Below are 23423 nucleotides of genomic sequence, written 5' to 3' on the forward strand. Positions count from 1 at the left end.
CGCAGCAGTCGCGCTGCGGGCCCTCCGGCGTGTTGCGTCGCGTGGTGCGCCGCTGGTTCCCCGTTACGCCTCTTCGCGGCGCAGCGTCGGCTTGAGCTCCTTCAGCCGGCCGAGCAGGCCGTTGATGAACGAGGGCGACTCGTCCGTGGAGAACTCCTTCGCCAGCTGCACCATCTCGTCCAGGACCACGGCGTCCGGGGTCTCGTCGACCCAGATCAGCTCGTAGGCGCCCAGGCGCAGGATGTTGCGGTCGACCACCGGCATCCGGTCGAGCGTCCAGCCGACCGAGTACTGGGCGATCAGCTCGTCGATGCGCCGCGCGTGCTGCGCGTAGCCCTCGACCAGCTGCATCGTGTACTCGCTGACCGGCGGCTGCCGGTCGTCGGTCCGGGAGAGCCGGATCCAGTCCGCGAGGACCGTCAGGACGTCGGCCCCGCGCTGGTCGCCCTCGAAGAGGATCTGGAAGGCACGCTTGCGGGCCGTGTTGCGGGCAGCCACGGTTAGCTGTTCACCCGGCCGAGGTAGTCGCTGCTGCGGGTGTCGACCTTGATCTTCTCACCGGTGGTGATGAAGAGCGGGACCTGGATCTGGTGGCCGGTCTCCAGGGTGGCGGGCTTGGTGCCACCGGTGGAGCGGTCGCCCTGGACGCCAGGCTCGGTCTCGGCGATGACCAGCTCGACAGCGGCCGGGAGCTCGACGAAGAGCACCTCGCCCTCGTGCTGCGCGACGACGGCCGTGAAACCCTCGATGAGGAAGTTCGCGGCGTCACCGACGGCCTTCGGGTCGATGTGCAGCTGGTCGTACGTCTCCATGTCCATGAAGACGAAGTACTCGCCGTCCTTGTACGAGAACTGCATGTCGCGCTTGTCGACGGTGGCCGTCTCGACCTTGACGCCGGCGTTGAAGGTCTTGTCGACCACCTTGCCGGACAGCACGTTCTTGAGCTTGGTGCGCACGAAGGCCGGGCCCTTGCCGGGCTTGACGTGCTGGAACTCGACGACGGACCAGAGCTGGCCGCCTTCGAGCTTGAGCACCATGCCGTTCTTGAGGTCGTTCGTGGAAGCCACGGTTGCGGAATCTCCTGGACTGACGTACGACCCCGGGGCATGCGCACAGCGCGAGGCTAGAGCGCGAGCAGCTCCTTGGTCGTGATGGTGAGTAGCTCGGGTCCGCCGTCCGCCTCGGGGCGTACGACGAGCGTGTCATCGATCCGGACGCCGCCCCGGCCCGGGAGGTGGACCCCGGGTTCGACGGTGACCGGCACGCAAGCGTCCAGTTTACCCATTGCCGAGGGGGACAATTGCGGGTCCTCGTCGATTTCGAGTCCGACACCATGTCCCGTGAGCGGCGGGAGGCCCTCGCCGTACCCCGCGCAGTCCAGAACCTGACGGGCCGCGCGGTCCACCTCGCGGTAGGCGGCGCCCGGCGCGAGGGCCTCGCGACCGGCGCGCTGAGCGGCGAAGACCAGGTCGTACAGCTCGATCTGCCAGTCGGCGGGGGACGTACCGATGACGAAGGTACGGCCGATCTCACAGCGGTAGCCGCGGTAGGTGGCCCCCAGGCAGACGGAGAGGAAGTCGCCCTCCTCGACGCGGCGGTCGGTGGGGCGGTGGCAGCGCCGGCCGGCGTTCGGTCCGGTGGCCACCGCGGTGGGGAAGCCGGGGCCGTCGGCGCCGTGATCGACCAGGCGCCGTTCCAGCTCCAGGGCGAGATGCCGTTCGGTCCGGCCGACCAGGATGGATTCCAGCAGCTCGCCGAGGGCCTGGTCGGCGATCTCCGCCCCGATCCTGAGGCAGGAGATCTCCTCCTCGTCCTTGACCACCCTCAGCTGCTCGACGGCTCCGCCGAGGTCGGCCAGCTGAAGGCTCGGGGCGACGGACGTCAGCGCCCGGTGCCTCGCGACGGTGAGGTGGTGCTCTTCCACGGCGAGGCCGTCGGCGCCCTGGCCCCCGGCGAGATCGGCGGCGGCGACGGCGGGGTCGCCCCCGCCGGACAGGATGTGCAGCCGGAGGTTCTCGTCCGGGCGCCCCTCGGAAGGGCGGTCTTCGGGCGGGGCGGCGCACACCATCAGGTCCTCGCTCTTGCCCAGCAGGAGGACGGCTCCCTGCGGGGCCGCGCCCGCGAGGTAGCGAACATTGGCGGGGCGGGAGACCAGCGCGGATGGGCTGCCGCCCGCATTGCAGCGTTCCCTCAGGCGGGCTCGGCGGGCCGCGTACACCTCGGACATGACACGAGCCTAGGAGCGGTGGGCGGATTGTGCCGGTTGGGAGGTGCGGTCGGGGGACGGGATGGTCTCGACCGCCGTGCGCCGGGTGCCCGTGACCTACCAGTTCGGGGGGCTTGCTATGGCCCTGGCCAGGACGTCGTCCAGGATGCGGGCCGTGCTGGGGACGTCCAGCTGGGAGTTGTCGATGATCGGGAGGCCCGAGCCGTACCAGCCGGCCATGCGGCCGTGGATACGGGCGACCTCCTCGTCGGTGAGGCGGCGGTTGCCCCTGCGTTCCGCGTTGCGCTCCAGGACGATGTCCAGGCCGGGGAGCAGGACGACGGGCAGGAGGCCGGGGCCCACGTGGCGCTTCCAGCCGCCGAGGCCGACCACCGGGCGGTCCGGGAAGACGGCGTCGTCCAGGATGCACGAGATGCCGTTGGCGAGGAAGTTCCGCGCGGCGAAGCCGCAGGTGCGGCGGGCGAGACGGTACTGCGCCTCGGAGTGGTCGTTCCACCCGGACTGGGGGTCGGCGAAGCCGGAGCGGACCCATTCGCGCACGTCGTCGAGGCTGATGTGGGCGGTGGGGACCCGGCGGTGGTCGGCCCAGTACTTGGCGACGCTGGTCTTTCCCGCTCCGGCCGGGCCGATCAGCAGCACGGCCAGGGTCGTGCTCGTCGGGTCGGGAACCGTGGCCGGGGCCGGCGGCGGGCTGGGCATGCCCACCGGTCCGCCGGGCGGCAGCGGGACATGGCCGGTGGTCTCCGGCGTGGGCGGGACGTGGGCGTGCTGCGACGCGGGCGGGACCGGTCCCGAGGGGACCGCGGCCCCGCTGTAGCCGGGAGCCGGTGGCGGCGGGGGCACGGGTGCGGGACCCTGCGGGGCTCCCGGGTGGTGCGGACCCGGGTGGTGTGCGGTCGGCGCCCAGCCGGCCGCCGCTCCCTGCCCCGGCTGGTGGGGCGGCGGCAGCGGAGACCCCACTGCGTGCTGCATCCGGTGCCACTCCGTCTCGTGCTACAGGCAATTGGTGCTGGCAGCGGGGTGCATGCGCACCCCCGCTCGCTACCGAACGGTACCGTCCCCGGCCGTCATTTGGTGAAACGGCCGAGGGCGGCCCGAAGTGCCCGCGCCACGCGACGAAACCGGGCGGAAGGATCGTGCGCGGACCTACTGCCCGACCTCGCCGTACGCGGCGAGGAGCACGGCCGGGTCCGGTCCCTCCAGGACGGTGGGCTTGGCGAGCCCGTCCAGGACGATGAAGCGCAGCAGGTCGCCGCGGGACTTCTTGTCGACCTTCATCGTCTCCAGCAGCTTGGGCCACTGGTCGTAGCGGTAGTGCAGCGGCAGCCCGACCGACTCCAGGATGGTGCGGTGGCGGTCGGCCGTCGCGTCGTCCAGCCGGCCCGCCAGGCGGCCGAGTTCGGCGGCGAAGTGCATGCCGACGGAGACCGCCGCGCCGTGCCGCCACTTGTAGCGCTCGTTCTTCTCGATGGCGTGGCCCAGCGTGTGGCCGTAGTTGAGGATCTCCCGCAGACCGGACTCCTTCAGGTCCGAGGAGACGACCTCCGCCTTGACCCGGATCGAGCGCTCGATGAGCTCGGCCGTGTGCGGGCCCGCGGGCGTCCGGGCCGCCTCCGGGTCGGACTCGATGAGCTCCAGGATCGCCGGGTCGGCGATGAAACCGGCCTTGATGATCTCCGCCAGGCCCGAGACGTAGTCGTTGACGGGCAGCGAGTCCAGCGCGGCCAGGTCGCACAGCACGCCCGCCGGGGGGTGGAAGGCGCCCACGAGGTTCTTGCCCTCGGCCGTGTTGATGCCGGTCTTGCCGCCGACCGCCGCGTCCACCATGGCCAGCACGGTCGTCGGGATCGCGATCCAGCGGACCCCGCGCAGCCAGGTCGCCGCCACGAACCCGGCCAGGTCGGTGGTCGCGCCGCCGCCGACACCGACGATGACGTCGCTGCGGGTGAAGCCGGACTGGCCGAGCGCCTTCCAGCAGTAGGCGGCGACCTCGACGGTCTTGGCCTCCTCCGCGTTGGGCACCTGGATGGCGACGGCCTCGTAGCCCTGCCCGGCCAGGTCGTCGCGGAGCGCGTCACCGGTCTCGGCGAGGGCCTCCGGGTGGATCACCGCCACCCGCCTGACCCGGTCGCCGATCAATCCGCCCAGCTCGCCCAGGAGTTGACGGCCGATCAGGACCTCGTACGGCTCACTGCCCGCCGTACCGCCGACCTGGATCCGCGTCACTGCCTCGCTCATGCTTCCTTCAACTCCAGTGCGTCCAGCGCTGCTCGGGTGACCTCTTCGGGGGTACGGCCGTCGGTGGGTACGACGGCCGTGGCGACCTCCTCGTACAGGTGCCGCCGCGCCTCCATCAGCTCGCGCCACTGCTTGCGCGGGTTGACGGCGAGCAGCGGCCGGGCCGCGTTCAGGCCGGTGCGCTTGACGGCCTCCTCGACATCCATGGACAGGTACACCACGCGCTGCCCGGCGAGCAGCGCGCGGGTGTCCGCGTCGAGGATCGCGCCGCCGCCGAGCGCGAGGACGCCCTCGTGCTCGGCGAGCGCCCGGCATACGGCCTGCTTCTCCAGCACGCGGAAGGCGGGCTCGCCGTCCTCCACGAAGATGTCGGCGATGGCGCGGCCCTCGGCAGCCACGATGTCCTCGTCGGTGTCGCGGTAGCCGACGCCGAGCCGTTCGGCGAGCAGTTCGCCGATCGTGGACTTGCCCACGCCCATCGGGCCGATCAGGACGACCACAGGCACGGCGCTCACCGGATCGCGAGGTTGTCGAGGTAGGAGCGCACGTTGCGGCGGGTCTCGGGGACGCTGTCGCCGCCGAACTTCTCCGCGACCGCGTCCGCGAGGACGAGGGCGACCATCGCCTCGGCGACGATGCCGGCGGCCGGCACGGCGGAGACGTCGGAGCGCTGGTGGTGGGCCTGGGTGGCCTCGCCGGTGGTCACGTCCACGGTCTTCAGGGCGCGCGGCACGGTCGCGATCGGCTTCATCGCGGCCCGCACCCGCAGCAGCTCACCCGTGGACAGGCCGCCCTCGGTGCCGCCGGAGCGGCCGGAGACGCGCCGGATGCCCTCGGGGGTGTTCACGATCTCGTCGTGCGCCTTGGAGCCGGGCACCCGGGCCAGCTCGAAGCCGTCGCCGATCTCGACGCCCTTGATCGCCTGGATGCCCATCAGGGCACCGGCCAGCCGGGCGTCCAGCTTGCGGTCCCAGTGCACGTGCGAACCGAGGCCGACCGGAACGCCGTAGGCCAGGACCTCGACCACACCGCCGAGCGTGTCGCCGTCCTTGTGGGCCTGGTCGACCTCCGCGACCATCGCCTTCGAGGCGTCCGCGTCGAGGCAGCGCAGCGGGTCGGCGTCCAGCTTCTCGACGTCGGCCGGGGTGGGGTACACGCCCTGCGGGGCCTTCACGGAACAGAGCTCGACGACGTGCGAGACGATCTCGATGCCGGCCGTCTCCTTGAGGTACGACCGGGCGACGGCGCCGAGCGCCACGCGGGCGGCGGTCTCGCGCGCGGAGGCGCGCTCCAGGATCGGCCGGGCCTCGTCGAAGCCGTACTTCTGCATGCCGGCGAGGTCCGCGTGGCCGGGGCGGGGGCGGGTCAGGGGGGCGTTGCGGGCCAGCCCGTCGAGGATCTCGCGGTCCACCGGGTCGGCCGCCATGACCTGTTCCCACTTGGGCCACTCGGTGTTGCCGACCATGATCGCGACCGGGGAGCCGAGGGTGAGGCCGTGGCGGACGCCGCCGAGGAAGGTGACCTCGTCGCGCTCGAACTTCATCCGCGCACCGCGTCCATAGCCGAGCCGCCGCCGCGCGAGGTGGTCGGCGACCATCTCCGTGGTGATCGGCACGCCGGCGGGAAGGCCCTCCAGCGTCGCGACAAGTGCGGGACCGTGGGACTCCCCCGCGGTCAGCCAACGCAGCCTGCTCAACGATGCTCCTCAGTGCTCGCGCCCTGGTACTGCCCTGCGTACGCGCGTCCTCGCGTACGGCGACGGCCCGACCGGGTGCGCGGCCCCGGTCCGGCACCTCCGATCCTCCCACGTCCGGGGGCCGGACCCGGCCGAAGGTCCAGCAGGCGGACGCGGCGGCGGACGTCAGCGCCCGGCGAGGGCCTTCTCCCCGGCCCTGCGCATGACGTCGAGCGGGGCGGGCGCGTGTCCGGTCATGTGCTCGACCTGGAGGACGGCCTGGTGGACCAGCAGGTCGAGGCCGCTGACGACGGCGCCGCCGAACATGGACCAGCGGGCCGCCAGCTCGGTGGGCCAGGGGTCGTAGAGCACGTCGAAGAGGGTGGCGGGGCGTTCCGGTACGGCGGCGGCGAGGGCGTCGGTGGTGCCCGCGGGCGTGGTGGCGATCACCAGGGGGGCGCGCAGCGCCTGCGCCGCGTCCGCCCAGTCCGCCGTACGGACCTCGACGTCGAGCCGCTCGCCCCACCGCCGCATCTCGGCGGCGCGGGCCTCGCTGCGCACATAGGCGACGACCTCGCCGGTGCAGATGCGGGCGAGGGCGGCCAGCGCCGAGGAGGCGGTGGCGCCGGCGCCGAGGATCGCCGCGGAATCGACCTGGTCGATGCCGTGCTCACGCAGGGCGGCCACGATGCCCGGGATGTCGGTGTTGTCGCCGATGCGGCGTCCGTCCTCGGTGAAGACCACCGTGTTGACGGCGTCGACCGAGGCGGCCGTCTCGCTGACCTCGTCCACCAGCGGGATGACGGCCCGCTTCAGCGGCATGGTCAGCGACAGTCCCGCCCACTCCGGGCCGAGCTCGTCGAAGAAGCCGGGCAGGGCGCCCTCGTCGATCTCGAAGCGGTCGTACGACCAGGCGCTGAGGCCGAGTGCGTCGTAGGCCGCCCGGTGCAGCACCGGGGAGAGGGAGTGGGCGATGGGCGAACCGAGTACGGCGGCCCGGCGGCCGTCGACTACCCGTGATGTCATGGGAACCCGTCCTTGAGCCTCGCGGATCTCCCGTCGGCCACCCGCCTGGCGGGGATCGGGACATCGCCGCTCATCGACCGAAGACCCGCTGGCCGACGGTCTGTGCGGATTATATCGCCCGCGTCGCCACGGACTTCAGTTCTTGTTCCGCGAGGCATTCCACTCGTTGACCAGCTTCTCGTGGTCCGCGAGCGTCTTGGTGAACTTGCTGGTCTTGCCGTCCATGGAGATGAAGTAGTACCAGCCGTCGCCCGTCGGGTCGAGCGCGCCCGCGAGCGCCTCCTCGCCGGGGTTGCTGATGGGGCCGGGCGGCAGGCCCTTGACGTAGTACGTGTTGTACGGGTTGTTGTACTTGCGCAGCTCGGCGATGCTCAGGTCGATCTTGCTCTGGTTCTTCACGTAGTTGTACGTGGAGTCGAACTCCAGCCGCCCGTAGGTCTGCGGGTTGTCGGGCTTGAGGCGGTTGTAGACGACCTCGGCCATCTTGCGGAAGTCGTCGTGACTCGTGCCCTCGGCCTGCACCAGGCTCGCCACGGTGAGCAACTGCCAGGGACTGTCGAGGCCGAGGTCCTTGGCCTTCTTCTCCACGCCCAGTTCCTGGTACTTGGCGGTGGCCTGGGACACCATGTTCTTCAGGACGGCCTCGGGCTTCTGTTCCTTGGTGACCGCGTAGCTGGAGGGGTAGAGGAATCCTTCCAGCGGATCCTTCAGGTTCGCGTGGTTCAGTGCCCACGCGGGCAGGCCGAGGCGCTTGTAGTCCTTCTTCGCGATACCCGCCGTGGTGCCCTTCGCCACTCCGAGGCGCTTGTCGATCAGGCCGTAGACCGCCGTGTTGCGCAGGCCCTCGGCGATGATCAGGTTGCTGCGGCTCTTCGGGCTGAGCATCAGTTCCACCGCGCTCGCGGCGGACATCTGCTTCTCCAGCGTGTAGACACCGTCCTGGAGCGACTTGCCCTTGGGATTCGCCTGCAGGGCGGAGACGAACGCGGCCGCGCTCTCGACGACGCCCGCGTCCTTCAGTTTCTGGCCGATCTCCCAGCCGCCGGCGCCCTTCGGAATGGCGACCGTGACCTCTTCGCCGTTTCCGGCGCCCGCGTAGTCGGCCGGAGCGCCGAAACGGTTCTGGTAGAACTTGTAGCCGAAATATCCGACACCGCCGAGGCCGCCGCCGAAGACCAGGACGACCACCATGCAGGCGCAGCCGCTGCGCCGCTTCTTCTTGGCGCCCTTGCCGCCCTTGACCGCCTTGCCCCGCCCGCGTCGGCCCTTCGGGTCGGCGTCGAATTCGTCGTCATCGTCATCGTCGTCGCCCGAGAAGAAGGCGTGCTCGCCCTGGTCGGGTCCGGGATCCCAGTCGGTCTCCGGGTCGGCCTCCGGTTTGGGCTCGGCCTCGGGACGCCGGCGGCCCGGCGGCTGCGGCGGCGGGTAGGCGTCGGGCGTGCCGTAGTAGTCGGGCTGCTCCCCGCCGTAGGCCACGGCCTGCTGACCGTACGGGTCGCCCGGGTCGGCGGCGTAGGGCACGTGCCCGTGGGTGCCGGTCGCGTCCCAGCTGCCCTGGGTGTACTGCGGCTGGCCCTGTGCCGCGTACTGCTGGTGTCCCTGCCCGGCGTACTGCTGTTCTTGCCCGGCGTACTGCTGGCCCTGCTGGTCGTAGTACTGGTACTGCTGCTGGCCGTATCCGGGCTGCTGCTCCTGGCCCCACTCGTCGTGCTGCGGCTGCTGCGGGTACTGCTGCTGCGGCTGGCCGCCGTAGGCAGCTTGCCGGCCCACATGTGCCTGCTGCCCTTCCCATCCGGCGTCCCCGTACAGCGGGTCCGCCGGATGCCACGGTTCGGAGCCTTGGCCCCGGCCATACTCAGTCATCTATCCCCTAGAGCCGCGAGGCGGCGCTCACGCGGCCCGAGGGCCGGCTTCCGTTCCGCCTCTTGCTGCGCGGTGGCAGTTCGAAACACCATCGCATCGCGCGGAACGTTACCGTATCGCGATCAGATGACCACTTCGACGCCCTCGCCGGGTGCTTTACCTGACACCCGTTCGGATTCCAAGGCCTGCTGCAGGATGATGACAGCTGCCGCCTGATCGATGACAGACCGGCCCTTCTTGGATTTCACGCCCGAAGCGCGCAGTCCCTGACTGGCCGTCACGGTCGTCATCCGCTCGTCGACGAGTCTCACCGGAATCGGCGCGATCATGCGCGCGAGTTCCTGGGCGAAGCCGCGGACCTTCACCGCGGCCGGGCCCTCGCCCCCCTTGAGGGAGCGGGGGAGGCCGACGACGACCTCGATCGGCTCGTATTCCTCGACGAGTTGCTTCAACCGGCGGTGGGCCGCCGGGATGTCCCGCCCGGGGACGGTCTCCACCGGGGTGGCGAGGATCCCGTCGGGGTCGCACGAGGCGACCCCGATGCGGGCGTCCCCGACGTCGATCGAGAGTCGACGTCCTCTGCGCATGATTCCGAACCGATCCTTACTTGGCGGTCTCGGCGACCAGGCGCTCGACGGCGTCGACGGCGTCACCGACGGCGGCCGGGTTCTGGCCGCCGCCCTGGGCGACGTCCGGCTTGCCGCCACCGCCGCCACCGAGGGTCTTGGCGGCCGCGCGGACCAGGTCGCCGGCCTTGAGACCACGCTCGCGGGCGGCGTCGTTGGTGGCGATGACCGTGAGGGGCTTGCCGTTGTTGACCGTGAAGAGGGCGACCACGGCGGCCCGGCCGCCCTGGATGCGGCCGCGCACGTCGAGCACCAGCCTGCGCAGGTCGTCCGGGGTGGTGCCGTCCGGGACCTGGCCGGTGACGACGGCCACACCGTGGATGTCCTTGGCGGACTCGACGAGACCGGCGGCGGCCTGCAGCACCTTCTCGGCGCGGAACTTCTCGATCTCCTTCTCGGCGTCCTTCAGCTTGCCGAGCATGGCGGAGACCTTCTCCGGGAGCTCCTCCGGGCGGCCCTTGACCAGCTCCTGGAGCTGGGCGACGACCGTGTGCTCGCGGGCGAGGAAGTTGTAGGCGTCCACACCGACGAGGGCCTCGATACGACGGACACCCGAGCCGATGGACGACTCGCCGAGCAGCTTCACCAGGCCCAGCTGGGAGGTGTTGTGCACGTGCGTGCCGCCGCACAGCTCCTTGGAGAAGTCACCGATGGTCACGACGCGGACCCGCTCGCCGTACTTCTCGCCGAACTCGGCGATGGCGCCCTGCTTCTTGGCCTCGTCGATGCCCATGATCTCGGCGTGCACGTCGAGATCGCGGGCGAGCACCTCGTTGATCTTCTGCTCGACGTCGGTCATCACGGCCGTCGGAACGGCGGACGGGGAACCGAAGTCGAAGCGGAAGCGGCCGGGCTGGTTCTCCGAACCGGCCTGGGCGGCCGTCGGGCCGAGGGCGTCGCGCAGGGCCTGGTGGGTCAGGTGGGTGGCCGAGTGGGCGCGGGCGATGGCCGTGCGACGGCGGCCGTCGATCGAGGCGTGCGCCTTGGCGCCGACGGTCACCTCGCCGACCTGGACGACGCCCTTGTGGACGTACACGCCCGGGACCGGCTTCTGGGTGTCGCGGATCTCGATGACCGCACCGGAGTCGACCTTGATCCGGCCGGTGTCGCCGATCTGGCCGCCGCCCTCGGCGTAGAACGGGGTGCGGTCGAGGACGATCTCGACCTCGTCGCCCTCGGTGGCGGCCGGGGAGGAGACGCCGTCGACCAGGATGCCGACGACGGTGGTCTCGCCCTCGGTGTCCGCGTAGCCGATGAAGTCGGTGGCACCGGCCTTGTCGGCGATCTCGCGGTAGGCGCCCATGTCGGCGTGGCCGGTCTTCTTGGCCTGGGCGTCGGCCTTGGCGCGCTCCCGCTGCTCCTTCATCAGGCGGCGGAAGCCGTCCTCGTCCACGGACAGGCCCTGCTCGGCGGCCATCTCCAGGGTGAGGTCGATCGGGAAGCCCCAGGTGTCGTGGAGCAGGAAGGCCTTGTCGCCGGCCAGGACCTTACCGCCGGTGGCCTTGGTCTCGGTCACGGCGGTGTCGAGGATGTTGGTGCCGGCCTTCAGCGTCTTGAGGAAGGCGTTCTCCTCGGCGACGGCGACCTTCTCGATGCGCTCGCGGTCGGTGACCAGCTCCGGGTACTGCTGCCCCATCATCCGGATCACGGTGTCGATCAGGTCGAGGACGACCGGGCCGGTGGCGCCGAGCAGGCGCATGTTGCGGATGGCGCGGCGCATGATGCGGCGCAGCACGTAGCCGCGGCCCTCGTTGCCGGGGGTGACGCCGTCGCCGATGAGCATCACTGAGGTGCGCATGTGGTCGGTGACCACGCGCAGCGAGACGTCCGAGGCGTGGGCGTCGCCGTAGGCCACGCCGGTCAGCTCGGTGGCCTTGTTGATCACGGCCATGGAGGTGTCGATCTCGTACATGTTCTGCACGCCCTGCAGAATCATGGCGAGACGCTCCAGGCCGAGGCCCGTGTCGATGTTCTTGCTGGGCAGTTCGCCGAGGATCTCGAAGTTGTCCTTGCCGATGCCCTCGCCCCGCTCGTACTGCATGAAGACGAGGTTCCAGATCTCCACGTACCGCTCGTCGTTGACGGCGGGGCCGCCCTCGACACCGAACTCGGGGCCGCGGTCGTAGTTGATCTCGGAGCAGGGGCCGCAGGGGCCGGGGACGCCCATGGACCAGTAGTTGTCCTTCATGCCGAGGCGCTGGATGCGCTCCTTCGGCACGCCGACGACGTCGTGCCAGATGCGCTCGGCCTCGTCGTCGTCCTTGTAGACGGTGATCCAGAGCTTCTCCGGCTCAAGGCCGTAACCACCCTTGTCCTGGGGGCTGGTGAGCAGCTCCCAGGCGTACTTGATGGCGCCTTCCTTGAAGTAGTCGCCGAAGGAGAAGTTTCCGCACATCTGGAAGAACGTGCCGTGGCGGGTGGTCTTGCCGACCTCTTCGATGTCGGGCGTGCGCACGCACTTCTGCACGCTGGTGGCGCGCGGGAAGGGCGGCTTGACCTCACCGAGGAAGTAGGGCTTGAAGGGCACCATGCCGGCCGGGACGAGGAGCAGAGTCGGGTCGTCCGCGATGAGCGACGCCGAAGGGACGACGGTGTGACCGCGCTCCTCGAAGAAGCTCAACCAGCGGCGGCGAATCTCGGCCGACTCCATCAGTGGTCCTCATTCCGGTTGTACGAGTACGTCGTGTTCTCGATGTACTGCGGGTTGCTGCGGTCGTTCTCGATGGCGGTGTACCGCCGGGGCGCGGGGAGTTCGGGGTCCGACTGGATGCCCAGCGCGTCCTCCAGCTCGGCCTCCCGCTGGGCCATGTTGTCGCGGACGTCGAGCGCGAAGCCGACCGCGCGGTCCTTGAGCCGGTGACCGGCCTCCAGTGCCTTGTTCGCCGCGCTCGCCGCGAGGCTCTCGGGGGTCAGCTGCTTCAGCTTGCGGTTGACCTTGGTGGTGGCCCAGACACCCGCGGCGACACCTGTGGTGAACCAGAACGTACGGCGGAACATCGCTCGGTCTCAGTCCTTCTTCCCTCGGGAGTTCCGCTTGCCCCGGCGCGCGGCGGGTACCGTCCTGCCCACGATCACCGTACGCCTCGGCGCCTCGGCGGGCACGTCCTCCTTGCGGCCGCCCAGGGCCCGGCGCACGCCGTAGCCGAAGGCCGCGACCTTGACCAGCGGGCCGCCGAAGGTGGAGGCGACGGTGGTCGACAGGGCGGAGGCGTTCGACGTGACCTCCTGGACGTCGGACGCGATCGCGTCGACACGGTCGATCTGGGTCTGCGCGGAACGCACGGCCGCGGAGGCGTCCGCGAGCAGCGGGACGGCCTGGTCGGTCACATCCGCGACGAGCTTGGTGGTCGCCTTGAGCGTCTGGGCCAGCCTCGCCAGCGCGACGGCGAGGAAGGAGACCAGGATCGCCCAGAAGACGGCCACCAGAATCCCGGCCACCTCTCCACCGGACACTGTGCGCACCCGCTCCCTGAAACGTGCCTCTACATCGAAAAAGTCGTGCACCGAGCCTATCGCGCCAGGGGTGGCACTCCGTACCCGATTAGCGTCCGGGGGCGGCGGAGTTGACGGAAGCGATTGTACGGAATGAACACGGTTCAGTACGCTCCGTGTCCCATGCGAGGTTCTCAGCCCCCCGGCCCCTCGGCGGACGGCAACCTGCCCCTCGAACTCGACGCGTTCGTGGGCCGCTCGGCCGAACTCGCCGGGTTGGCCCGGGCGCTCGCCGCCGGACGGCTGGTGACGGTGACCGGAGCCGGCGGGGTCGGCAAGTCGCGGCTCGCCGCCCGGGCGGCGGGGCGGGCCACCCCGCGGGACGGTGTGTGCTGGGTGGAGCTGGCGCCGCTGCACGAGCCGGAGTTGGTCGAGTACGCGGTCATGGAGGCGCTGGGCGCCGCGGACCACACCACGCGGCTGCCCCGCGAGGCGCTGGTCGAGCACCTCGCCGACCGCCAAGTCCTGCTCGTTCTGGACGGGTTCGAGCACCTGGTGGACGCCTGCGCCGCTCTGGTGGTCGAACTGCTGCGGCGGGCGCCGCGGCTGCGGGTGCTCGCCGTGGGCCGACGGCCGCTGGCGGTGGCGGGCGAGCGGCTGTTCCCGCTGGCTCCGCTCGGCCGGGACGAGGCGGTGCGGCTGCTCGTGGACCGGGCGGCCCGGCAGGGTCAACAGGTGCGGGACTGCGCTCAGGTGCGCGAACTGTGCCGTCGGCTCGACGGGATCCCGCTGGCGGTCGAACTGGCCGCGGGGCGGCTGCGGGCACTGTCCCCGGGGCAGCTGCTGGAACGGTTGGACGACCGGTTCCGGCTGCTGACCGGCGGGGACCGCAACGCCCTGCCCCGGCACCGGACGCTGCGCACCGCCATCGGCTGGAGCCATGAGCTGTGCACGCCCGCCGAGCGGCTGCTGTGGGCGCGGCTGTCGGCGTTCGCCCAGACCTTCGACCTGGAGGCCGCCGAGTACGTGTGCAGCGGCGACGGCCTCGACGCCGACGACGTCCTCGACGTCCTGTCCGAGCTGCTCGCGCAGTCGGTGGTGGCGCGCGAGGAGACGCCGGCGGGCGTGCGCTACCGGATGCTGGGCACCGTGCGGGCGTACGGTGCCGACTGGCTGGCGGCGATGGGGGACGCGGCCCGGCTGCGCAGACGGCACCGGGACTGGTACATGGGCCTGGCGACCTGGTGCGAGCTGGACTGGTTCTCCCCGCGCCAGGCCGAGGTGGCGGCGCGGGTCGAGGCGGAGCTGCCGAATCTGCGCACGGCCCTGGAGCACTGCCTGGCCGATCCCGACGAGGCGCACCTGGGCCAGTACCTGGCGGGCTCGCTGTGGTTCTGCTGGGTCGGCTGCGGACGTCTGTCGGAGGGGCGGCACTGGCTGGAGCGCTGCGTGGAGCTGGACTCGGACTACGAGCAGTCCCGGATCAAGGCCCTGTGGGTGCTCGGCTACGTGGCGGTCCTCCAGGGCGACACCGTGGCGGCGCCGGCCGCGCTGCAGGAGTGCCGTGCGGAGGCGGAGCGGGTGGGCAATCCGACGGCGCTGGCCTACGCGGAGCACCGCACCGGCTGTCTGGCCCTGGTCACGGACGACATGCCGCGCGCCGAGACGCTGCTGCGCTCGGCGCTGGCCCGCTACCGGGAGATCGGCGAGCTCAACAGCAACGTGCTGATGGGCCAGGTCGAGCTGGCGATGACGCTGGCGTTCCTCGGGGACCTGCCGGAGGCGGTGCGGCTGTGCGAGGACGTGCGGCGGGTGTGCGAGGACCACGGGGAGCGTTGGGCCCGGTCGTACGCGCTGTACGTGCTGGCGTACGCGGCCTGGCGGGCCGGGGATCCGGGGCGGGCGCGGGAACTGCTCGCGGACTGCCTGGGCCATGCGCACGTGTTCCACGACCTGCTCGGATCAGTCCTGTCGATCGAGCTGCTGGCGCTGGTGACGGCGGCGCAGGGCGACCCGGCCGAGGCGGCGGTCCTGCAGGGGGCGGCGGGCCGGCTGTGGCCTTCGGTGGGTCTGCCCCTGTTCGGCTCGGCCCACTTCAACGCCCCGCACGAGCTGTGCGAGACGACGGCCCGGCAGGCACTGGGCGACGAGCGGTACGAGCAGTGCGTACGGGAAGGGGCGCGGCTGGACGGGGAGGCGGCGGTGGGCCGGGCGCTGGGGCGGCCGGACACCGAGCCGCCGCCGGAATGCGAGAACCCGCCGCCTCGCCCGCCCACGAGGGCGGGGAGACAGCGGGCTGAGGTACTGCGCCGGGGCTGGGGTCAGCGGGCGTAGTACTCGACGACGAGCTGCTCGTCGCAGATGACCGGAACTTCCTTGCGGTTCGGCTCGCGGTCCAGGCGGAACGCCAGGGCCTTGAGGTTCACCTGCAGGTAGCGCGGGGTCTCGCCGTCGGGGGCGAAGCCACCCTCGCGGGCGATCTGGAAGAGCGTCTTGTCCTTGGAGCGGTCACGGACCTGGACGACGTCGTCCGGACGCACGCGGTAGGACGGCTTGTCGACCTTCTGGCCGTTGACCTGGATGTGGCCGTGGACGACCATCTGGCGGGCCTGGTAGATCGTGCGGGCGATGCCCGAACGCAGGACCAGCGCGTCGAGACGGCGCTCCAGCTCGACGATCAGGGCCTCACCGGTCTTGCCCTGGACCTTGGACGCACGCTCGTAGGCGCGGACCAGCTGGCGCTCGGAGATGTCGTACTGAGCGCGCAGGCGCTGCTTCTCCAGCAGACGGACCTTGTAGTCCGAGTTCTGCTTGCGGCCGCGGCCGTGCTCACCCGGCGGGTACGGACGGGCCTCGAAGTACTTGACGGCCTTCGGGGTGAGCGCGATGCCGAGGGCACGCGACTTCTTGACCTTGGGGCGGGACTGGTTCGCCATGAACCAAACACCTCGTGTTTCTGTGCGAATACGGCTTCACCAGGGTTAGGGGAGGTCGCATCCGCAGCCTGGGAAACCCGCCGGGTCCGTTGCCGGGCCTGGTGGGCAGCCGCTCCCTGGTCTGGGCACATACGTGCAGCACGCGAGTGGCCCACCGACCTGTCCCGGGGCTCCGGGCGGTGGTGGGCTGCCCGCGACACCGTTCGACGGTGCGCGACGCTCCTGGAGATCCTGGCGGACCAGGACTCCGGCTGGATGTCCCGCTCTGGTGGTGCCGGCTCCCCTTGCGGGGGGACGGACACGGGACTCAGCACTTCGGCGAAGTCTACAGGGTGGTCAGGACCGCTTGCGACCGAGGTGTTTCCTGGTCCATTCCACCGCGTCCGCGTACCGCGCCTCGGCGCCGTGCCGGGTGGGCGTGTAGTACTCGCGCTCCTGGAGGGCGTCCGGCGCGTACTGCTGGGCGGCGATGCCCTCGGGCAGGTCGTGCGGGTACACGTACCCCTGCGCGTGGCCGAGCTTGGCCGCGCCCTTGTAGTGCCCGTCGCGCAGATGCGGCGGGACGGGTCCGGCGAGGCCCCCTCGCACGTCCTCCATCGCGGCGCCGATCGCGGTCGTCGCGGAGTTGGACTTGGGGGCCAGAGCGAGGGCGATGGTGGCGTGGCTGAGGGTGAGGGCGGCCTCGGGGAAGCCGATCATGGCGACGGCCTGGGCCGCGGCGACCGCGATGGGCAGCGCGTTCGGGTCGGCGAGGCCGATGTCCTCGCTGGCGGAGATCATCAGGCGGCGGGCGATGAACCGCGGGTCCTCCCCCGCCTCGACCATGCGGGCCAGGTAGTGCAGGGCAGCGTCCACGTCCGAGCCGCGGATCGACTTGATCAGGGCGCTGGCCACGTCGTAGTGCTGGTCGCCGTCGCGGTCGTACTTCACCGCGGCCCGGTCGACCGTCTCCTCCAGCGTGGTCAGCGCGATCTCGGTCTCGCCCTTGTCCAGCGCGGCCCCGGCGGCGGCCTCCAGGGCGGTCAGGGCGCGGCGGGCGTCGCCGCCGGCGATGCGCAGCAGGTGGTTCTCGGTGTCCTCGGGGAGGCCGACCGCGCTGTCCAGGCCCCGTTCGTCGGTCAGGGCGCGGCGCAGCAGGCCGCGCAGATCGTCGTCGGTGAGGGGTTCGAGGGTGAGGAGGAGGGAGCGGGACAGCAAGGGGGAGATCACCGAGAAGTACGGGTTCTCGGTGGTGGCCGCGATCAGGGTCACCCAGCGGTTCTCGACGGCCGGCAGCAGGGAGTCCTGCTGAGCCTTGCTGAAGCGGTGGATCTCGTCGAGGAAGAGGACGGTCTCCTTGCCGAAGCCGCCGATGGCGCGCCAGGCCCCGTCGATGACGGCCCGGACCTCCTTGACGCCCGCGGTGATCGCGGACAGCTCGACGAAGCGCTTGTTGGTGGCCTTGGAGACGACGTACGCCAGGGTGGTCTTGCCCGTGCCGGGCGGGCCCCAGAGGACCACCGAGGAGGGGCCGGCCGGGCCGCCCGCGCCCTCGCCCACCAGGCGGCGCAGCGGTGAGCCCGGCTTCAGCAGGTGCTGCTGGCCCACCACCTCGTCGAGGGTGCGCGGGCGCATCCGAACCGCCAGGGGGCTGCCGGTCGGGTCCTTCTCCTGGCGTTCTTCTGCTGCGGCGGTGAACAGGTCGGGCTCCACACCAGAAACCCTAAATCACCGCACTGACAGTCGGTCCCGCACTGTCAGCCGGTCCAGAAGTCCCACCAGCGGGTCAGGATCAGCATGCCGATGACGCCGATGTGCAGGACCGGCAGGACCCAGGTGAACTCGCCGAAGAAGCTCTTGAGCCAGCGCGGGGCGGGCAGGAAGTCGTTGCGCACGTTGAACGAGGTCACGTACCAGAACATGATGATCGTGGCGACCCAGGCCAGCGAGCACCACAGGCACAGCGCGTTGATCCGGTACAGGGACTGGAACTGCAGCCAGGTGACGAAGCCGACACCGAAGAGCGTGCCGAAGTTGAAGGTCAGCCAGTACCAGCGCGGGAAGCGGGCGCGGGCGAGCAGGCTCATGCCGACGCAGATGACGATGCCGTAGGCGACCAGGCCGAGCATCGGGTTCGGGAAGCCGAAGGCCGCGGCCTGCTTGCTCTCCATGACGCTGCCGCAGGACACGACCGGGTTGAGGCTGCACCCGGGGGTGAAGGTCTTGCCCTGGACCTTGGCTTCGAGCAGCTTGAACTTGTCGATCGTGATGACCCAGGCGGCGAGCAGACCGGCCGCACCGGTGAGCAGCAGGAGGACGGCGAAGGCCCGGCTGCCGCCCTCCGTGCGCGGGGCGCTCGCGGCCCGCTCCGGCTCGGGGTCCGTGGAGACGTCTTTGACTGTCGTCTTGCTCATCACGCCGATTCCGTCACTTGAGAGTTGGACCATCTTCGGGCACGCACATTGTGCCGCACCCACGTGTCTGTCCACCGTTCGGTGGACATAAGGAGGTACGCACGGTCGTCCCGGATCGCTCGGTTCCGGCCGAACCTCTTGTGCATGACAGCACACGCGAACGAGTTCGCGGTGCACGTACGGGGGCTGCGCAAGCAGTACGGGGACGTGACCGCGGTGGACGGCATCGATCTCGGCATCCGGCGGGGCGAGGTGTTCGGCCTGCTGGGGCCCAATGGCGCGGGCAAGAGCACGACGGTGGAGATCCTCCAGGGCAACCGCTCCCGGGACGCGGGAGAGGTCACGGTCCTGGGCGCGGATCCGGCGACGGGCACGCGCGCGTGGAGATCCCGGGTGGGAATCGTCTGGCAGGACGAATCGGCGCCCGCGGAGTTGACGGTCCGCGAGACGGTGCGGCACTTCGCCCGCTGTTACCCGCGGCCGCGCGACCCGGAGGAGGTCATCGGCCTGGTCGGCCTCGACGCGAAGGCGGACAGCCGGATCAAGGCCCTCTCGGGCGGCCAGCGGCGTCGGCTGGACGTGGCGCTGGGTGTGATCGGCGACCCCGAGCTGCTGCTCCTGGACGAGCCGACGACCGGTTTCGACCCGGCGGCCCGGAGGCAGTTCTGGGACCTGATCCGGCTGCTGGCCGACGAGGGCACGACGATCCTGCTGACCACGCACTACCTGGAGGAGGCGGAGGCGCTCGCGGACCGGCTCGCCGTCGTCGCCCGGGGCAGGATCGTCGCCGAGGGCGGGTCCGTCGAACTCCGGGAGCGGTACGGCACCGGCGCCACCGTCGAGTGGACCGAGGCCGACGGCTCCCCGCGCGCGGAACACACGGACACCCCGACCCGCACGGTCGCCGAGCTCATGCGCCGCTTCGACGGGGAGATCCCGGGCCTCGTCGTGCGCCGCCCCACCCTGGAGGACGTCTACCTCCGGCTGACCGGGCAGGAGGACGCCCGATGACCACGACCGCCGTACGCCCCCGCACGCAGGCCCCCGCCGGCCGGCTGCCCGGCGCCTGGATCCTCGGCCTGCACCGGGGCGCGCTGGAGATCAAACAGTTCTTCCGGCAACGCGACCAGGTGGTCTTCACCTTCGCCTTCCCGGTCGTCTTCCTGTTCCTCTTCGCGTCGATCTTCCACGACGACGTGCGCGGCAGCGGCGTCACCGCCTCGCAGCTGTACGTCCCCGCGATGATGGCCTCCGGGATCATGTCGACGAGCTTCCAGTCGCTGGGCATCTCGATCGCCGTGGAGAGGGACGAGAAGGTGCTGCGCCGGCTGCGCGGCACGCCGATGCCGCCGACGGCCTACTTCCTGGGCAAGATCTGGCTGGTTCTGTTCACCGGAATCCTGGAGACGGCGATCCTGCTGCTGGTCGGCACCTCCCTGTACGGCGTCGATCTGCCCTCCGACGCGGGCCGGTGGTTCGACTTCGCGTGGATCTTCGTGCTCGGACTGACCGGGTGCGCGCTGCTGGGCATCGCGATCAGCTCCGTGCCCAAGTCCGCGAAGAGCGCGAGCTCCGTCGTCGTCCTGCCCTTCCTGGTCCTCCAGTTCATCTCCGGGGTCTATATCTCCATCGACACCATCCCGGACTGGATGCTGCGCATCGGCGCCCTGTTCCCGCTGAAGTGGCTGTGCCAGGGGCTGCGGGGCGTGTTCCTGCCCGACTCCGCGCGCGTGCTCGAACAGGCCGGGAGCTGGGAGTTCGGGCGCACCGCCCTGGTGCTGGCCGCCTGGTGCGTCGGAGGATTGGCGCTGTGTCTGCTGACCTTCCGCTGGAAGAACCGGCGCGGCGCGTGACCGACCTGGGCTCGGCGCGCGACGTGCACGCCTGGGACCGCACGATCCGGCTCTGGGACGCGTACTTCGCCGTCGCCTGGGCGGCCACCGCGGTCCTCGTCCTGACTGCGGCGCATCCCGGATGGCCCGTCCGGGTCGCCGCCGCCGGGCTGCTCGTACCGCTGGTGCCCTGGTACGGCGTGGTGGGCCGCCCGCTGCTGACGGACGAGGACCCGGCGGACGGGCGGCGGGCCCTGTGGTACCTCGGCGTGACGCTGGCGCTGTTCCTGGTGGCGGCGGTCCTGGTCGGCGAGACACGGCTGATGACGTTCGCGCTCGTCCCCCAGTGCTTCATGGCGCTGCGCAGGCGCGGGGCGCTCGTGGCGGTGACCGTGATCAATCTGGTGCCGGTCGTGGGCTGGGCGCTGCTGTGGCGGCCCGACGTCACGGACCTGCTCGGCAACGCGCTCTTCGCGGTGGTCGCCCTGGTCTCCTCGGTGGTGCTGGGCAGCTGGATCCTGCGGATCATCGAGCAGAGCGGGGAGCGGGCCGAGCTGATCGCGGAGCTGGACGCGAGCCGGTTCGAGAACTCGCGGCTGTCGGCCGCGCACGGCGCGCTCGCCGAGCGCGAGCGCATGGCCCGCGAGATCCACGACACCCTCGCCCAGGGCTTCACCAGCCTGCTGATGCTGGTCCAGGCGGTGGAGGCCGAGCTCGACCACGACCTGCCGCAGGCCCGCCGTCATCTGCGGCTGATGGACGAGACGGCCCGGCAGAACCTCGCCGAGGCCCGCGCCCTGGTGGCCGGGGGCGCGCCGGCCGACCTCGACGGCGCGACCCTGCCCGACGCGTTGCGCAGGCTGGCGGCGCGGCACGAGGCCACGCTCGACGTGACCGGTCCGGTCCGGGCGTTGCCCGCCGGACCGCAGGTGGTGGCGCTGCGCGCCTGCCAGGAGGCACTGGCGAACGCCCGCAAGCACGCGGGAAGTTCGGCGGCGGTGGGGATCAGCCTCGCGTACGCCGACGAGGCGCTCACCGTGTCGGTACGGGACGACGGCCCGGGCTTCGATCCGGCGGCCGTCCACGGTGGATACGGTCTGGCCGGGCTGCGGGCGCGGGCCGCCGAGGTGGGCGGGGCCGCTTCGGTGCACAGCGCACCGGGTGACGGCACGCTCGTGACCGTACGCCTGCCCGTGCCCACGAGCGTGCGGAGTGAGACCCCGTGATCCGGATCGTCCTGGCCGACGACCATCCCGTCGTACGTGAGGGCCTGCGCGCGATGCTGAGCGCCGAGCCGGACCTGGAAGTGGTCGCCGACGCGGCGAGCGGTCCGCAGGCGGAGGCGCTGGCGGCCGAACTCCGGCCGGACATCGTGCTGATGGACCTGCGGATGCCGGGCGGGGGCGGCGTCGACTCCATCGTGCGGATGAGTGAGGCGGGGCTGCCCTGCCGGGTGATCGTCCTGACCACGTACGAGACGGACCGGGACATCCTGCGGGCCGTGGAGGCCGGGGCCGCGGGCTATCTGCTGAAGGACCTGGCGCGGGGCGAACTGGCGGCGGCCGTCCGCGCCGCCGCGCGCGGGGAGACCGTCCTCGCGCCGTCGGTCGCGGCCCGGCTGGTGGACCAGCTGCGGGCCCGGCCCGAGCGGCCTCGTCTGTCGGAGCGGGAGACGGCGGTGCTGCGGCTGGTGGCCGACGGATGCACCAACGCCGAGATCGGCCGCAGGCTCTTCATCGGGGAGTCCACCGTCAAGACCCATCTTCTGCGTGTCTTCGGCAAGTTGGGGGTGGACGACCGCACGGCGGCGGTGACGAGCGCGCTGCGGTACGGGTTGCTCGACCCATGAGAAGGGCGCCGGGATGTCCCGGCGCCCTCGCGTCTGCGACCTGATCTGCCGGGCAGGCCCTAGCCGAGCCGCGACTCCAGCTCCGCCACGATCTCGTTCACGCCGATCGCTGCCTGCTCGCCGGACTCCATGTCCTTGAGCTGGACGATGCCCTCGGCGAGGTCCCGCTCGCCGGCCACGATCGCGTAGCGGGCGCCGCTGCGGTTGGCGTTCTTCATGGCGCCCTTGAGGCCCTTGCCGCCGTACGAGAAGTCGGCCGCGACGCCCGCCTTGCGCAGCTCGGTGACCTTGGCGAACAGGACCCGGCGGGCCTCCTCGCCGAGCGGCACCGCGTACACGCTGGTAGCGGACGGGATGTCCAGCTCCACTCCCTCGGCCTCCAGAGCGAGGACCGTGCGGTCGACGCCGAGGGCCCAGCCGACGGACGGCAGCGCGGGGCCGCCGATCATCTCGGACAGGCCGTCGTAGCGGCCGCCGCCGCCCACCGCGGACTGCGAGCCCAGGCCGTCGTGCACGAACTCGAAGGTCGTGCGCGTGTAGTAGTCCAGGCCGCGCACCAGCTTCAGGTCGTCCTCGAAGGCCACGCCCGCCGCGGTGAGCAGCTCGCGCACCTCCTCGTGGTACGCCTTGCAGGCGTCGCACAGGTAGTCGCGCAGCAGGGGCGCGCCGGTCAGCTGCTTCTGGACCGCCTCGCGCTTGTCGTCGAGGACGCGCAGCGGGTTGATGTCGACCCGGCGGCGCGTGTCCTCGTCCAGGTCCAGGCCCCGCAGGAACTCCTGGAGCGCGGCCCGGTACACCGGCCGGCACTCCTTGTCGCCCAGGCTGTTGAGCAGGATCCGGAACTGGCGCAGGCCGAGCGAGCGGTAGGCCTGGTCGGCCAGGATGATCAGCTCGGCGTCCAGGAACGGGTCCTCGGCGCCGATCGCCTCGGCGCCGACCTGCGAGAAGTGGCGGTAGCGGCCCTTCTGGGGGCGCTCGTAGCGGTAGTACGAGCCGGAGTACCAGAGCTTGACCGGCAGGTTGCCCGCCTTGTGCAGGTTGGCTTCGAGGGCCGCGCGCAGCACGGACGCGGTGCCCTCGGGGCGCAGGGCCAGCCGGTCGCCGCCCTTGGTCTCGAAGGCGTACATCTCCTTCGTCACGATGTCGGTCGACTCGCCGACCCCGCGCGCGAAGAGCTCGACGCTCTCGAAGCCGGGGGTCTCGATGTAGCCGTAGCCCGAGTTGCGCAGCGGCGCGGCGATCGCCTCGCGGACCGCCAGGTACTTCGCGGAGTCCGGCGGGATCAGGTCGTACGTGCCCTTGGGGGCCTGGAAGGTACTCACGGGA

Annotated in this window: 21 protein-coding genes and 1 pseudogene; 5 read left to right on the top strand and 17 right to left on the bottom strand. The window is 71.2% G+C overall.

Annotated elements, in window-relative coordinates; all coding sequences use genetic code 11:
• Window positions 1–63 precede the first annotated feature (63 nt).
• The 13 genes from nusB to ACWGKT_RS43415 all read right to left on the bottom strand — a co-directional run bounded on the left by nusB (window position 64) and on the right by ACWGKT_RS43415 (window position 13117).
• Window positions 64–498 (bottom strand): transcription antitermination factor NusB, encoded by a 435-nt coding sequence (gene nusB / locus ACWGKT_RS43355; RefSeq protein ID WP_356153324.1) that lies wholly within the window; start codon window positions 496–498, stop codon window positions 64–66.
• Between the two features lie 2 nt (window positions 499–500).
• A complete protein-coding gene (gene efp, locus ACWGKT_RS43360) occupies window positions 501–1067 on the bottom strand; it encodes an elongation factor P (RefSeq protein ID WP_235458685.1) in 567 nt (188 codons plus the stop codon).
• Between the two features lie 56 nt (window positions 1068–1123).
• Window positions 1124–2227: an aminopeptidase P family protein gene (locus ACWGKT_RS43365; RefSeq protein WP_453278028.1), complete on the bottom strand. Its 1104-nt coding sequence runs from the start codon at window positions 2225–2227 to the stop codon at window positions 1124–1126.
• Between the two features lie 96 nt (window positions 2228–2323).
• A complete protein-coding gene (locus ACWGKT_RS43370; RefSeq protein ID WP_356153319.1) occupies window positions 2324–3199 on the bottom strand; it encodes a Pro-rich N-terminal domain-containing protein in 876 nt (291 codons plus the stop codon).
• A gap of 174 nt (window positions 3200–3373) precedes the next feature.
• Entirely contained in the window at window positions 3374–4465 is a 1092-nt protein-coding gene (gene aroB, locus ACWGKT_RS43375; RefSeq protein WP_453278029.1) for a 3-dehydroquinate synthase, read from the bottom strand.
• Entirely contained in the window at window positions 4462–4944 is a 483-nt protein-coding gene (locus tag ACWGKT_RS43380) for a shikimate kinase (RefSeq protein WP_453278044.1), read from the bottom strand. The genes aroB and ACWGKT_RS43380 overlap by 4 nt, the downstream gene beginning before the upstream one ends.
• Before the next feature lie 32 nt (window positions 4945–4976).
• Window positions 4977–6161, bottom strand: a complete 1185-nt coding sequence (gene aroC / locus ACWGKT_RS43385; protein WP_356153313.1) for a chorismate synthase — start codon at window positions 6159–6161, stop codon at window positions 4977–4979.
• A gap of 165 nt (window positions 6162–6326) precedes the next feature.
• On the bottom strand, window positions 6327–7166 hold the full coding sequence (locus ACWGKT_RS43390; RefSeq protein WP_453278030.1) for a shikimate dehydrogenase: 840 nt from the start codon (window positions 7164–7166) through the stop codon (window positions 6327–6329).
• A gap of 135 nt (window positions 7167–7301) precedes the next feature.
• Window positions 7302–9029 (bottom strand): endolytic transglycosylase MltG, encoded by a 1728-nt coding sequence (gene mltG, locus ACWGKT_RS43395; protein WP_453278031.1) that lies wholly within the window; start codon window positions 9027–9029, stop codon window positions 7302–7304.
• Window positions 9030–9151: 122 nt separating this feature from the next.
• Entirely contained in the window at window positions 9152–9616 is a 465-nt protein-coding gene (gene ruvX / locus ACWGKT_RS43400; protein ID WP_235458678.1) for a Holliday junction resolvase RuvX, read from the bottom strand.
• Between the two features lie 16 nt (window positions 9617–9632).
• Window positions 9633–12305, bottom strand: a complete 2673-nt coding sequence (gene alaS, locus ACWGKT_RS43405) for an alanine--tRNA ligase (protein ID WP_453278032.1) — start codon at window positions 12303–12305, stop codon at window positions 9633–9635.
• Window positions 12305–12652, bottom strand: coding sequence for a hypothetical protein (locus ACWGKT_RS43410; RefSeq protein WP_356153300.1), 348 nt, complete (start codon window positions 12650–12652; stop codon window positions 12305–12307). Before ACWGKT_RS43410 ends, alaS begins: the two co-directional genes overlap by 1 nt.
• A 9-nt stretch (window positions 12653–12661) precedes the next feature.
• Window positions 12662–13117: a DUF948 domain-containing protein gene (locus tag ACWGKT_RS43415; RefSeq protein ID WP_356153297.1), complete on the bottom strand. Its 456-nt coding sequence runs from the start codon at window positions 13115–13117 to the stop codon at window positions 12662–12664.
• A gap of 153 nt (window positions 13118–13270) precedes the next feature.
• On the opposite strand from ACWGKT_RS43415, the pseudogene ACWGKT_RS43420 reads away from it, so the two are divergent.
• Window positions 13271–15387: pseudogene (locus ACWGKT_RS43420) on the top strand (ATP-binding protein).
• A 21-nt stretch (window positions 15388–15408) separates the two neighbouring features.
• Here ACWGKT_RS43420 and rpsD read toward each other — a convergent pair.
• From rpsD to ACWGKT_RS43435, 3 genes are all read right to left on the bottom strand, one after another.
• Entirely contained in the window at window positions 15409–16023 is a 615-nt protein-coding gene (rpsD, locus tag ACWGKT_RS43425; RefSeq protein WP_235458675.1) for a 30S ribosomal protein S4, read from the bottom strand.
• 336 nt (window positions 16024–16359) lie between these two features.
• Window positions 16360–17715 (bottom strand): replication-associated recombination protein A, encoded by a 1356-nt coding sequence (locus tag ACWGKT_RS43430; protein ID WP_453278033.1) that lies wholly within the window; start codon window positions 17713–17715, stop codon window positions 16360–16362.
• A 44-nt stretch (window positions 17716–17759) separates the two neighbouring features.
• Window positions 17760–18416, bottom strand: coding sequence for a vitamin K epoxide reductase family protein (locus tag ACWGKT_RS43435; RefSeq protein ID WP_356153291.1), 657 nt, complete (start codon window positions 18414–18416; stop codon window positions 17760–17762).
• 144 nt (window positions 18417–18560) lie between these two features.
• On the opposite strand from ACWGKT_RS43435, the gene ACWGKT_RS43440 reads away from it, so the two are divergent.
• The 4 genes from ACWGKT_RS43440 to ACWGKT_RS43455 are packed head-to-tail and all read left to right on the top strand — an operon-like array spanning window position 18561 to window position 22097.
• A complete protein-coding gene (locus ACWGKT_RS43440; protein ID WP_453278034.1) occupies window positions 18561–19427 on the top strand; it encodes an ABC transporter ATP-binding protein in 867 nt (288 codons plus the stop codon).
• Window positions 19424–20269 (top strand): ABC transporter permease, encoded by an 846-nt coding sequence (locus ACWGKT_RS43445; protein ID WP_453278035.1) that lies wholly within the window; start codon window positions 19424–19426, stop codon window positions 20267–20269. The genes ACWGKT_RS43440 and ACWGKT_RS43445 overlap by 4 nt, the downstream gene beginning before the upstream one ends.
• Entirely contained in the window at window positions 20245–21474 is a 1230-nt protein-coding gene (locus tag ACWGKT_RS43450) for a sensor histidine kinase (protein ID WP_453278045.1), read from the top strand. The genes ACWGKT_RS43445 and ACWGKT_RS43450 overlap by 25 nt, the downstream gene beginning before the upstream one ends.
• Window positions 21471–22097: a response regulator transcription factor gene (locus ACWGKT_RS43455; RefSeq protein ID WP_356153283.1), complete on the top strand. Its 627-nt coding sequence runs from the start codon at window positions 21471–21473 to the stop codon at window positions 22095–22097. The genes ACWGKT_RS43450 and ACWGKT_RS43455 overlap by 4 nt, the downstream gene beginning before the upstream one ends.
• A gap of 59 nt (window positions 22098–22156) precedes the next feature.
• Here the strand turns inward: ACWGKT_RS43455 and hisS are convergent, their stop codons facing one another.
• Window positions 22157–23419 carry a histidine--tRNA ligase gene (hisS, locus tag ACWGKT_RS43460; protein WP_453278036.1) on the bottom strand — a complete coding sequence of 421 codons (1263 nt, stop codon included), beginning with the start codon at window positions 23417–23419 and terminating at the stop codon, window positions 22157–22159.
• Between the last annotated feature and the right edge of the window lie 4 nt (window positions 23420–23423).

It is taken from the genome of Streptomyces sp. NPDC054794 (genome assembly GCF_053611585.1).